Source organism: Aureivirga sp. CE67 (genome assembly GCF_015767245.1).
In the GTDB taxonomy this organism is placed as follows: Bacteria; Bacteroidota; Bacteroidia; order Flavobacteriales; family Flavobacteriaceae; genus Aureivirga.
Genome location: NZ_JADOTV010000002.1, coordinates 26,855 through 39,891 on the forward strand (window position 1 = coordinate 26,855; position 13,037 = coordinate 39,891).

The window sequence follows — 13,037 nt, forward strand, 5'->3', positions numbered from 1 at the left end:
AATAGTATATGAAAAAAACATTTGTCATTGGTGATATTCATGGAGGATTGAAGGCTTTGAAAGAAATATTGGAAAAAGCTCCTATAGAAAAAGATGATCTTTTGATTTTTTTGGGAGATTATGTGGATGGATGGAGTGAATCTTCAAAAGTGATTCAGTTTTTGATAGAATTGGAGAAAAAGCAATCTTGTATTTTTATTGAAGGAAATCATGATTTGTGGTGTAGAAAATGGTTGGAAAATGGAGAAACTCCATCGACTTGGTTACTTCACGGAGGAAGAGAAACGATAGAAAGTTATAAGCGAAATAAAAATATATCTAGAGAGGAACATTTGAGCTTTTTAAAAAATCTTGTGAAGTTTTATGTTGATAAAGAAAATCGACTTTTTATTCATGCAGGATTTACTTCCACTTATGGACCAGAAAGAGAATTGAGTCGAGATAATCATATTTGGGATCGAACACTTTGGGAATTAGCTTTAGCAACACAAAAAGACTTGGAAGAAGATCATATTTTTTACCCAAAAAGATTAAAATTATTTAAGGAAATATTTATCGGACATACGCCAACTACAAGAGTTTCTTGTACAATACCAATGCAAGCTATGAATGTTTGGAATGTAGATACGGGAGCAGCTTTTAAAGGAAAGCTTTCGATTATGGATATAGATTCGCAAGAGTATTGGCAAAGTGAAGCACTACCAATTTTATATCCGATGGAGAAAGGAAGAAATAAAGATTAAATAAAAAATCCACAACTAAAAACTGGTTGTGGATTTTTGTTTAAAATATATTTTGTTTTAAAAAGTAAGTTCTCCTCTTAGTGGCATTTCGAAGTATTTTTTGAAATCTTCAAAAGAAAGATTTTCTCCAAGTAAATACATCATTTTTACAATAGCAGATTCTGTAGTCAGATCTTTTCCGTTGATTACGCCAATGTTTAAAAGTTCTTGACTCGTTTCATAATGTCCAAGAATCACACTTCCTCCAGCACATTGTGTAACATCTACAATTCGGATATTTTTCTCTACAGCTTCTTTTAGAAGATTTACAAACCAAGTTTCAGTTGGTGCATTACCCGAACCATAAGTTTCCAAAACAATTCCTTTAAGGTTTGGAATATTAATAATTGCACGAACTGTAACTTCATTAATTCCTGGGAAAATCTTTAAAATCACCACATCGTTTATCATGTTTTTTCTTGTGATTAAATTTTCTTGAAATTCTCCTTTTCCTAATAAAAGATGCTCGTTGAATTTAAGTTTTACACCACTTTCTGCTAAAGGAGGGAAATTCATTGAAGTAAACGCTTCGAACTGATCTGCATTTATTTTGGTAGTTCTATTGGCTCTATAAAGTTTATATTCAAAATAAAGACAAACTTCTTTAATAATTGGTGTTCCTTCTTCATGAGAAGCTGCAATATGAATAGAAGTAATCAGATTTTCTTTTGCATCTGTTCTTAAATCTCCAATAGGAAGTTGCGATCCTGTAAAGATCACCGGTTTCTGAAGGTTTTCGAACATAAAACTAACAGCAGAAGAAGTATAAGCCATCGTATCCGAACCTGTAAGTATTACAAATCCGTCATAGTTGGCGTAATTTTCTTCGATAATATCGACTATTTGATTCCAGTAAGGAATATTCATGTTGGAGGAATCGATAGGTTCTTCAAAGGAAATGGTTTCAATCTCACATCCAAGTTGATGAAGTTCTGGAATTCTTTCTTGGATTTTCTCAAAATTGAAAGGTCTTAAAGCTCCTGTTTGATAATCTTTAATCATACCAATTGTACCTCCAGTGTACAGTAATAAAATCTTAGGATTATTAGTCATATTATCTAGAAATATTGATTGTACTTAAAGTCTCAAAGATACTTAGAAAAAGAGAATACTTCTAAGGAAACCTACTTTTGAGAAATTAAATTTTATAAAAAATTAGCAATCAATATTTTAGAGATAAAATAGGAATGATTAATTTAAAGTAACAATTTAAAAATCAGGATTATGAAAGAATTTATGCATTACAATACGGTTTCTGAAGCTATTACAGAACTGAAAAAAGAAGGTTTTGTAATAGATTATAATTTGAAAGAAAATTGTTTGCTGTGTGAACATTCCAAATATGAATTGAAAAACTATGAAATAGTAGGAGTTTATAGATATGAGGGAGAAACAGATCCTTCGGATGAGGCAGCAGTTTATGCAATTCAAGAAAAGGGAGGAGATAATAAAGGAGTTTTGGTAGATGGTTATGGTTTTTCTTCTAACACGTCTGAAGTTGCTGAGGTTTTAAAAGAATTAAAGTTTAACAAAAAGTAAAACTTATAGAAAAATAAAATTTTTGGTTGACAGTTTTTAAGTAAAATGAAAATAGAAGGGTGAAGTATTGAAAATGTTCTTTTTTACTTAAATCATTATTGTATTATTTTTTTAAAAAGTTTATTTAAAATTTACTTTTTTTGTATTGAAATTTTATATTTTAACAAAAAAAATAAAAATACAGCTAGAAGTATATGCAGACACTTTCATTTGATGTCAATTATGATTATACCTTGATTGGAATTCATACTATAGAAGAGGATTATAGGCTTGCTTATTTGATCAATCAAAAAATTAATACTTGTTTAGAAAAGGCTAAAAATAACTTAGATTTTACGAATAAGAACGCTAGTTTTTGTATTTTTGAATTTAGAGATAAACAGAATTTTACAGACTATTTTTTGATTGCAAACAAATCGGAAAACTTGGAAGACTCTTCTAATTCTGAAACTTTATTTGAAGAAACTTCTGAAGTTTTAGAAAAGGCTGTTTACCTTATTCCAGAAAAAAAGAAAGTAGATTATTTTCTAAAAATAGATAGAGATTTAGGTAAAAACGATATGGATAATCTGATTAATCAAATAAATGAGATTGAACAAGTAATCACCTCTTATTCTATTATTCCAAAATCATTAAAATCAAAAGATTTTTTAATTTTTTAAAATTATGCCAACAACAAAAAAGACTAAAATAGTAGCAACATTAGGACCTGCTTGTTCTGACAAGAAGACAATGCTGAAAATGATAAAAGCAGGGGTGAATGTTTTCAGAATTAATTTTTCACATGCAAACTACGAGATTGTAAAGAAAAATATAGAGATAATTAGAGAGCTTAATAAAGAGCATAATTTTAATACAGCAATTTTAGCTGATTTACAAGGTCCAAAACTTAGAGTTGGGACCATGAAAGAAAATGTTCTAAATGTAGGAGATATTTTTACTTTTACAACCAAAGAATGTGTTGGAGATGGTAAAAAAGCATTTATGACATATCAAAACTTTCCGAAAGATGTAGAAGCAGGAGAGCATATTTTGGTAGATGATGGAAAATTATTATTTGAAGTAATTTCTACAAATGGAGAGGATGAAGTACAAGCAAAGGTACTTCGAGGAGGTTCTCTAAAATCTAAAAAAGGTGTAAACCTTCCAAATACAAAAATTTCCTTACCAGCATTAACAGAAAAAGATATTAAAGACGCAAACTTTGCGGTGGAACAAGGTGTAGACTGGATTGCTTTATCATTTGTGAGAACTGCAGAAGATTTGCAATCGTTACATAAATTAATTGCAGAGAAATCAGAAGAAAAGATTCCTGTAATTGCTAAAATTGAGAAACCTGAAGCTATTGAAAATTTAGATGCTTTAATTCCTTATTGTGATGGAATCATGGTAGCTCGTGGAGATTTAGGAGTAGAATTACCAATGCAAGAAGTTCCTCTTTTACAAAAGAAATTAGTACAAAGAGCAAAACAAGCAAGAATTCCAGTAATTATTGCAACGCAAATGATGGAAAGTATGATTCAAAATCAAGTTCCAACAAGAGCTGAGGTAAACGATGTTGCGAATTCAATTATGGATGGAGCAGATGCGGTAATGTTATCAGGAGAAACTTCAGTAGGAGAATATCCGGTGACAGTAATTCAGCAGATGGCGAAAATTATTAAAGGAGTGGAGAATTCTCCATTAATTCAGGTGCCAAAAGATCCTCCATTTATCAAAACAAATAGGTATGTTACAAAAGCGGTTTGTTATCATGCAGCTTCTGTTTCTGATGAAATTGATGCAAAAGCAATTGCAACGTTGACAAATTCAGGTTATACAGCATTCCAAATTTCTGCTTGGAGACCAAATGCGGATATTATCACATTTACTTCTAATAAGAAACTTCTAACAATGTTAAACTTACTTTGGGGAGTAAATGCTTATTATTATGATAAAAGAGTAAGTACAGATGAAACTGTAGAGGATATCAATAATTTCGCAAAAGAAAATGGAATTGTAAAAGAAGGAGATTTTGTAGTAACACTTACTTCTATGCCAGTAAAAGTAAAAGGAATGGTAAATACACTTCGTATTTCAGAGATTGAATAGTTTCTATAAAATTTAAATAAATACAAAAAGCCAATGATTTAATCATTGGCTTTTTTGTACTAATTTATTCAAAACTATAATAAAAAAAACCCCGATTGCTTTAAGCAACCGAGGTATAAATAAATCAACCCCAAAGATTTACCTATTGTTTATTTTAATCTCTTAATTTTATTATAAAATATTAAAACAACTAAACTTTAATACCTTATTTCTTACATTTCAAAGATAGGGAATAACTTAATGTAAAAACTTAAGAATTAATGAATGTATAAGAAAATCTAACAAATGGTATGTTTTTCTTAATAAATGGCAAATTCCAATGGTATACTCATTGTGACTTTTGTTCCTTTCTCATCGAAATTTTTAAGATCAATGATATTAACATCGATATCTTCGCCTTTAAAAAGTAGTTTTATACGTTCTTTTGTAGCAAAAGTTCCAAAAGATTTTTTCCTATTTAAAGTATCTTTTTTTAGATGTAATGATTTTTCAACTCCAATTCCATTATCAATGATTTCAATAATCGCATTTGAATCTTCTTTAAAGATGTTCAAAGTTATTTTTTTATCGTCTTCTGCTTTTACCAATCCATGCCAAATAGCATTTTCAATATAAGGTTGTAAAAATAGCGGAGGAATGTTGATATTATTTAAATCAATGTCTGGAGAAATATTTAACTCATATTCAAAACCACCACGAACTCTTAACTGCTCAATTTTGATATAAATATTTAATATATCAAGTTCTTCTTTAAGTGAAACAATCAGTTTGGATGAATTGTTTAGAATTTCTCGTATTAATCGTGAAAACTTAGTGATATAATCCGAAGCTTTTTCTACATCATTTTGAATGATAAAATTATTGATAGAGTTTAAAGAATTGAAAAGAAAATGTGGGTTCATTTGACTTCGTAGAGCGGTCATTTTCATTTTTTCTAATTCTTTTGAGTTTATAGCTAGTTGTAATTCTGCTTGTACTCTTCTGTCTTCTTCTTTTTTAGAAATATAACCAATGATGATTGCGAAAATAAAACTTTCTAAAATCGCTCCTATATAGATGAAAAAGGTAGGATTGATGTTGATATCATTCATGAAGTCTTCTCCTGAGAAAAAGCTTATGAATAAAGCAATGTTTGCAAAAATGATATAAATTAAAGAACCGAATATAAAGTATTTTACCTCTTTTTCCTTGATGAAATAATATTTGAAATATATGATAATCGAACACAAAGTAAGCAATATCATAATTGTATAAAATATCGTAAGTTGGGTATTAAAATTTGTATAAAGTTTTACAACAGGAAAAACAATCCCTAAAACAAAGAGGGATTTAGCAATTTTGGAAAATAACTTGTTTAAAAACTGAGATCTTTTCTGAATTTTCAATATACAGATGGCCAAATAGGTATAAAAACCCGCTGAGAAAAATTGTATGGTGAAATCAAAAAAGTTAAAAACATCAAGCAAAGCATTTGAATCTAATAATACATCAATTAAAAAGATCCATTGAAAACCTACAAAAAGACTGTAGTATAGATATACTTTTTTTCTATTTTGTATGAATACTAATAAGTGGTAAAGAAATAAAATTAATAATCCTCCTCGTATCCAAGAGAAAAATTCGTCTCCTACATCAAAATACATTTTAGTTTAAGTCAAGTTTTTTAAATAATTCATTTTTTTTATTTCTACTTACACTTGCTATCATTCCATTACTCATCATTAACTCTCCACCAATTCCTTTAGAATATTCTTTTACATGACTCAAATTAATCAAATATGAATTATGAACTCTAAAGAAATGGGTGTGTGTAAATTTCTTTTCTACTTCTTTTAAAGTTTTTGAAACCACAATATTTACTCCATCATTCAGATAAATTGTTGTGTAACTTTTATCAGATTTCAACATTACAATGTCACATTTATCTAATAGATAAACTTTTCCATCTGCTGCAATATTGATTTTTTCATTTTGCTTATGGAAGTTGCTTAAAAATGTTTGAAAGTGATCTTCAAAAATATCTTCTTTCTTACGCACTTTTTCAACAGCCTCAATCAACTCGTCTTTATCGACAGGTTTTAATAAATAGTCAATTGCTGAAACCTTAATTGCCTTCAGTGCAAATTCGCTATAAGCTGTATTAAAAATAAGTTTAAAATTTCTGTATTCTAACTTTTCTAATAAAGTAAAACCATTCATTTCTGGCATTTCAATATCCAAAAAGACCAAATCTGGTTTTTGATTATTTATAGTTTCAATAGCATTTTGAGCAGTATTACATTTTGTAACAGATACATCGTCAATATATCGATTCAATTTCCATTCTAATGCTTCTAAAGCATCTTTTTCATCATCAACAATTACAATTCTTAACATAGTAATATCATTAAAAAATTAAGAGAATAGGGTTTATTCTGCAAGATACTAATTTTAAGAATTCTTTAACTATTTTCTATTTTAACATTTTTTGTTATCTTATTTCCAAAATTATCTACAATTGTGATAGTATAAATTCCAGTATCTGGCTCTACACTAATTTCGTGAATAGTTTCTGTCTTTCCAATATATTTATCGTTCAGATACCAAAAAAGCGTTGTGTTTGATTCTTTATGCGTTGCTTTTAAAACTACTTCTGATTTTTTTCCATCAAAATCTCTTGGAATGTAAATTGTAGAAATATCTTTAGGATAAATAAATTCCATCATTTTTTGCTCTTCAGAAACACAATCATTTCTAAACTTTGGAAGTGTTTTATAAAAAACATTTTTCTTTTTGTAATAAAATTCCATCAAAGGAGGGAGGATGAAATAATTTTTATGCACAATTTTAGTCAAAGGTTCACAAGAACTATTTACTTGAAATTGCTCGGTTTCGTCTAGATGTACTCTTTTATGATAATTACATGGGAGAGTTTCCAGTCCAGCTTTTGAAAGTAATTCTGTAGATTTTTCATCACAATAAATAGTAGCGATTTTTCCACTTTTTTCACAAACTTCAGCTTCGTACAAATCATCTAATGGAGGAGAAAACCAATCCGAATTTGGTAAAATATCAAAAACTGAAAAAAGAACTGGCGCAGCAGCTTTTACTCCAACTAGTCCAGGTCTACCTTCTCCATCTGCATTTCCTACCCAAACTCCCACAGTATATTTTTTTGTAGTTCCAATTGCCCAAGCATCACGAAAACCAAAACTCGTTCCTGTTTTCCAAGCAACTTTTTCTGCCGAGACATAATTGTTCCAATTATCAAAACCTTCTGGACGTTCTACTTTATTCAAAGCTTTAAAAGTAAGATACATCGAGCTTGCATCGAAAATTGGTTTTTCATCTGTCTTTTTTCCAAAATCTACTTTTTGATCGAAAATATAATTTGGTTCCACAAATTCTTTTGAGAAATAAGAACTTTCGTTTTCTACAAAATGATTGACGGTTCCAGCAAAACCAGCGTAAGTTCGTGTCAAATCCCAAAGATTGCTTTCTGCTCCACCTAAAATCAAAGACAAACCATAATGATCTGGATGTTTTCGAATGTTAGTGAAATTCAATTTTTTTAAATCATCATAAAATTTTTGCAAACCATATTTTCGTAAAGAAATTACCGCAGGAATATTCAAAGATCTCGAAAGTGCTTCATCTGCAGGAACTGCTCCGTCAAAGTCTTTATGGAAATTACTCGGTTTATAATTTTTGTACTGAATCGGAATATCAGCAATCAAACTTTTTGGTAATAAACTTCCGTCATCCAACATTCCAGCGTATAAAATTGGCTTCAAAATGCTTCCCGTACTTCTTGGTTTAGTAATAATATCCACATCTTTTTGATGTTTTTTCGTTGTTGGCGTATTTCCAACATAAGCCAAAACATCTCTTGTTTCTACATCTAAAACCAAAACAGCAATATTGTATATTTTGTTTTGCGAAAGTTGTCGATATTGTCTTTCTACAATCGAATTAATTTTGTTTTGAAGCTCATAATCCAAAGTGGTTTTGATTGTTTTTTGTGCTTTCTGCTGATGTACTTTTTCTACAAAATGTGGCGAAACTTGAGGAAGACGATGTGTTTTTTGTGGTAATTCTTCCAAGATCGCCAATTGGTAAGTTAGCGAATCTATAATTTCTTCTTTGTGTAATTTTTGCAATAAACGATTTCTTTTTTTCAAAAGTCGCTCTTGGTTTTTTCCAGGATAAATCAAACTTGGTGCATTTGGTAAAACAGCTAAAGTTGCAGATTCTGCCCAAGAAAGATTTTCTGGTTTTTGTCTAAAATATCGCCAAGCAGCCATATCTAGTCCAATCACATTTCCACCATAAGGAGCATGTGAAGCGTACAAAGCTAAAATCTCATCTTTAGAATGACGAAATTCTAATCTTGTTGCCAGAATTAGTTCGTATAATTTTTCAGAATAAGTTCTTTTTTTTCCTTTTCTATGTAATCTGATTACTTGTTGTGTTAAAGTACTTCCTCCTCTTTTTGTCTTTCCACTTTTGATATTTAAATACAAAGATTTTGTAATCGAAACTGGATTGAATCCTAGATGGTAATAAAAATAAGCATCTTCAAATTCTAGAATACAATGTTTAAATTTTTCTGGAACATCTTTTCTTTCAGGAAAACGCCACTGTCCATCTTTTGCAATTTTTGCACCCAAAAGTTGTTCTTCTTTGCTCAAAACAACTGTTGCATATGGAACATCAAATAATTTTTTTGGTAAAAGGAAATAATAAATAATTGCTAGAACTAGCAATATGAGATATCTTTTTTTAAGTATTTTTTTTGAGATTTTAGAAGCCAATTTTTTTAAAAGTATTAAAAACGGATAAGAACTCAATCTTATCCGTTTTTTGTTTTTTTAATTAAAATCATATTGAACAGTCAGCTGAACTGTTGGTCTTACGAAGTATAAATCGTTATTGCTTTTGATGTATTGGTGTACATATCCTAATTGAATATTTCCATGATCAAAAACTTTTCTACCTAGACCAAGATACAACCAGTTTCTATCAAAATCTACTTGGTCAAAGTTTTCTCCAAGGTTGAACCATAATTCGTCAAAAACATGTACGAAATATTTTTCTCCAATCGGATGTTTTAAAGTCAAACGATATCTTCCTCGGTTGGTAAATTTATATTCTTCAATTTCTGTCAAATCTGCATTGTACGTTCCTCTAAAACGGTGCTCCACACGATATCTGTGTGAGAACTTTAGTTTTCCAGAACTGTGTTTTAAAGTTACTTGTTCCCAAATATTGTGCTCTGGTAAGTTTACATCTGATGCTGGATTGGTATCTGCAAAATTTAATAAATAACTATAACCAGCTGTTGCAATTACGTTTTTGTTGATTTTATAATTTACAAACGGACGTAAAATTAATTGTGATTTGTCACTTAAAAAATTTGTTTGTCTCCAATGAAATTCATTTCCAACACTCCATTTTTCGTTGATGTTATAATGATTTAGTAATAAAAACCAAGCATCCGAACGTTCTTGCTTTTCTTGGGCTTTAGCAAAAAAACCGGATAAACATAAAACCAAAAACAGAATAATTTTTTTCCCTTTATTCATATATAATGTATTTTGAAGTTTTTGTTAATAAATACAAATATATCTATTTCCTTAAGTTTTAATAGAACTTGGTCTTACAACTTGAAAATAAAATGAATAAAAATATAGGAAGAAATTAATTTTTTAAGAAAAAGCATAGGTTGTGCTTTGGCAAAAGGATTTTATTCCAATCAGAAATGGAATACTGAAAGGGTGTAGTAAAAAAATGGGGTTTCGAAAAGGGACTTAATTTTGATTATGAATTAACCAAAAATATAAGTGAATAATGCCATTAAAGATAATACTACTACAATCATAATTTTTGTTTTTATTAGAATTTGATACAAAAATAATTAATGTCGCAAATGTACGAACTACATCTTTGGGTAGTTTCATTTTTTCTAATAAAAAAGTGTTAATAAATATCTAAATTTTAACACAATAATATTTTTTGTTTGCCATAACTTTGCAATATCTCAATAAAGGGGTGCCTACATCGGCTGAGATCATACCCAAGGAACCTGAGCAGGTAATGCTGCTAAGGGAAATTTAATTATCAACAATCATAAACACCGTTGAATAATTACCTCTTTTTATTCATTTCTATTTTAATGAATTATTTAATTACTTTAAAAAAAGTGAAGTTTCTAGTAACTTTTTTTATGTTTTCAATTTTGGCTTTACATGCGCAAAGTAAATACCAATTTAAGGGACAGGTAGTCGATAGGAATCAATCTCCACTTTCTGGAGCAAATATTACTGTAGGAAACCTACGTACTATTTCTGATTCTGAAGGTTATTTCTTGTTTACTTTAGAGGAAGGAACACATGAGATTAAAATCACTTATGTTGGTTTTAAAACATTGACAGAAGAATTAAACATACAATCAAACGAATCTTTAATTTTCTTGATGACTTCTGAAGAAGTTGCTTTGGAAGAAGTTTTGGTAAAATCGGTTCGTGTTTCGGAAACAGCTCCTGTAACACATTCTAATTTGAACAAAAAACAAATTGAAGAAAGAAATCTTGCACAAGATATTCCAGTTTTGATGAACTTTTTGCCAGCAGTAGTAACAACTTCAGATGCTGGAGCAGGAGTAGGATATACAGGAATTCGTGTTCGTGGTAGTGATGCAACGAGAGTAAACGTAACGATTAATGGAATTGCTTTAAATGATTCGGAATCTCAAGGAACTTTTTGGGTAAACTTACCTGATTTTGCTTCTTCAACACAAAGTATTCAGCTACAAAGAGGAGTTGGAACTTCTACAAATGGAGCTGGAGCTTTTGGAGCTTCGATTAATTTATTGACAGATGCAGATTCTGAAAAAGCATATGGAGAAATTGCAAATTCTGTAGGTTCTTACAATACGCATAAACATACTTTCAAGTTCGGAACAGGATTAATTAATAAGCATTTTAATTTTTCAGGAAGATTATCTGTGATCAAATCAGATGGATATATTGATAGAGCTTCTTCGGATTTAAAATCTTATTTCTTGACAGGTTCTTATAAAGATGAGAATACTTTCATTAAAGCTTTACTTTTTGGTGGAGGAGAAGTTACTTACCAAGCTTGGAATGGAATTGATAAAGAAACTTTAGAAAAAGACAGAACTTATAATCCTGCCGGAGAATATACAGATGAGTTTGGTAATAAAAGATATTATGAAAACGAAGTAGATAACTATAAGCAAGATCATGCACAGTTACATATCAATCATAAATTCAACCAAAACTGGACTGGAAATGTAGCTTTCCATTATACTTTTGGAAGGGGATATTATGAAAACTACAAAGAAGACGAAGATTTTGCTGAATATGGTTTAGAACCAATTACTATTGGAGGAGAAACTATTGAAACAACAGATTTAGTGCGTCGTAAATGGTTGAAGAATCACTACTACGGAACTACTTTTTCTTTAAACTACCAAAATGATAAAATAGATTTCAGAGTTGGTGGAGCTTGGAGTAGATATAATGGATTACACTTCGGAAGAGTTATCTGGGCAAGATATGCTAGTACAAGTGAGCCAGATCATGAATATTACAATGACTACGGAAACAAAAATGATGCGAATATTTATGCAAAATTAACGTATCAATTATCGGATAAATTTGAGTTGTTTGGAGATTTACAATTTAGAACTGTAAACTACAAAGCAAACGGAGTTGCTCCAGAATTGGTAGATGATACTTTCAATTTCTTCAATCCAAAAGCTGGTATTACATATCGTTTAAACGATTCGAATAATCTTTATTTCTCTTATGCAAGAGCAAACAGAGAACCAAAAAGAGATGATTATGAAAGTGCTCCAGACAACAAGCCAGAGCATGAAACATTAAATGATTTTGAGTTAGGATGGCGTTTGAATAAAGAAAACTTTATTTTAAACACAAACTTATACTATATGGCTTATGATAACCAATTAGTATTAACAGGAGGAATCAATGATGTAGGAAGTCCTGTTTCTGAAAATGTAGGAAAAAGCTATAGAGCCGGTTTAGAAATTGACGCAAGAATTCAATTATTCAAAGATGTTTTAGCAATTCAGCCAAATGTTGCTTTAAGTATGAATAAAAACCAAGATTATTATGCAAAAATCGATGGTGAATTAAAGAATTTTGGTGATACAGATTTATCATTTTCTCCAAATGTAATTGCTGGAAATATCATTTCTTTTACACCAGTGAAAAACTTTAATATTTCTTTCTTAACCAAATTTGTAGGAGAGCAGTTTATGAGTAATCTTGAAATTAAACAATCAAAATTAGATAGTTATTTTGTTAATGATTTAAGTGTTCAGTATACAATTTTACCAAAGAAATTATTCGAGAGTATTACGTTTACAGGATTAATCAATAATATTTTAGATGAAGAATATGTATCGAATGGTTATTTCTATAGCTATGATGATACTTGGTCGGATCCTAATCAGGTAACGACACTTTACGGAGCTGGATATTATCCACAAGCTACGAGAAACTTCTTAGTTGGCGTAACAATGCGTTTCTAAGTTGATATAATTTGTTTGAAATCAGAAAGAGGTTGCTTTTTACGGCAACCTCTTTTTTTATTTTA

General features: G+C 29.8%; 10 protein-coding genes and 1 riboswitch. Of the genes, 5 read left to right on the forward strand and 5 right to left on the reverse strand.

Features of this window, described 5'->3' with window-relative positions:
• The first annotated feature begins 8 nt into the window (after positions 1-8).
• A complete protein-coding gene (locus I0K12_RS04120; RefSeq protein ID WP_196885624.1) occupies positions 9-743 on the forward strand; it encodes a metallophosphoesterase family protein in 735 nt (244 codons plus the stop codon).
• Between the two features lie 57 nt (positions 744-800).
• On the opposite strand, the gene I0K12_RS04125 is transcribed toward I0K12_RS04120, so the two are convergent.
• Positions 801-1,835: an asparaginase gene (locus I0K12_RS04125; RefSeq protein ID WP_196885625.1), complete on the reverse strand. Its 1,035-nt coding sequence runs from the start codon at positions 1,833-1,835 to the stop codon at positions 801-803.
• A 171-nt stretch (positions 1,836-2,006) separates the two neighbouring features.
• Between I0K12_RS04125 and I0K12_RS04130 the strand changes: the two genes are divergently transcribed.
• The 3 genes from I0K12_RS04130 (at position 2,007) to pyk (ending at position 4,412) form a co-directional block, all read left to right on the forward strand.
• Positions 2,007-2,321 (forward strand): hypothetical protein, encoded by a 315-nt coding sequence (locus I0K12_RS04130; protein WP_196885626.1) that lies wholly within the window; start codon positions 2,007-2,009, stop codon positions 2,319-2,321.
• 194 nt (positions 2,322-2,515) lie between these two features.
• The gene (locus I0K12_RS04135) at positions 2,516-2,983 is read left to right on the forward strand and encodes an IPExxxVDY family protein (protein ID WP_196885627.1); all 468 of its coding nucleotides are present in this window, start codon (positions 2,516-2,518) and stop codon (positions 2,981-2,983) included.
• Between the two features lie 4 nt (positions 2,984-2,987).
• Positions 2,988-4,412 carry a pyruvate kinase gene (gene pyk, locus I0K12_RS04140; RefSeq protein ID WP_196885628.1) on the forward strand — a complete coding sequence of 475 codons (1,425 nt, stop codon included), beginning with the start codon at positions 2,988-2,990 and terminating at the stop codon, positions 4,410-4,412.
• A gap of 299 nt (positions 4,413-4,711) precedes the next feature.
• Here the strand turns inward: pyk and I0K12_RS04145 are convergent, their stop codons facing one another.
• The 4 genes from I0K12_RS04145 to I0K12_RS04160 all read right to left on the reverse strand — a co-directional run bounded on the left by I0K12_RS04145 (position 4,712) and on the right by I0K12_RS04160 (position 9,976).
• A complete protein-coding gene (locus tag I0K12_RS04145) occupies positions 4,712-6,055 on the reverse strand; it encodes a sensor histidine kinase (RefSeq protein ID WP_196885629.1) in 1,344 nt (447 codons plus the stop codon).
• Position 6,056: 1 nt separating this feature from the next.
• A complete protein-coding gene (locus I0K12_RS04150) occupies positions 6,057-6,788 on the reverse strand; it encodes a LytR/AlgR family response regulator transcription factor (RefSeq protein WP_196885630.1) in 732 nt (243 codons plus the stop codon).
• Between the two features lie 65 nt (positions 6,789-6,853).
• Positions 6,854-9,157: a penicillin-binding protein 1C gene (gene pbpC / locus I0K12_RS04155; RefSeq protein ID WP_231372700.1), complete on the reverse strand. Its 2,304-nt coding sequence runs from the start codon at positions 9,155-9,157 to the stop codon at positions 6,854-6,856.
• A gap of 105 nt (positions 9,158-9,262) precedes the next feature.
• Entirely contained in the window at positions 9,263-9,976 is a 714-nt protein-coding gene (locus I0K12_RS04160; RefSeq protein ID WP_196885632.1) for a DUF2490 domain-containing protein, read from the reverse strand.
• A 452-nt stretch (positions 9,977-10,428) separates the two neighbouring features.
• Positions 10,429-10,518: riboswitch (TPP riboswitch) on the forward strand.
• Positions 10,519-10,617: 99 nt separating this feature from the next.
• On the opposite strand from I0K12_RS04160, the gene I0K12_RS04165 reads away from it, so the two are divergent.
• Positions 10,618-12,972: a TonB-dependent receptor gene (locus I0K12_RS04165; protein ID WP_410548816.1), complete on the forward strand. Its 2,355-nt coding sequence runs from the start codon at positions 10,618-10,620 to the stop codon at positions 12,970-12,972.
• Positions 12,973-13,037 lie beyond the last annotated feature (65 nt).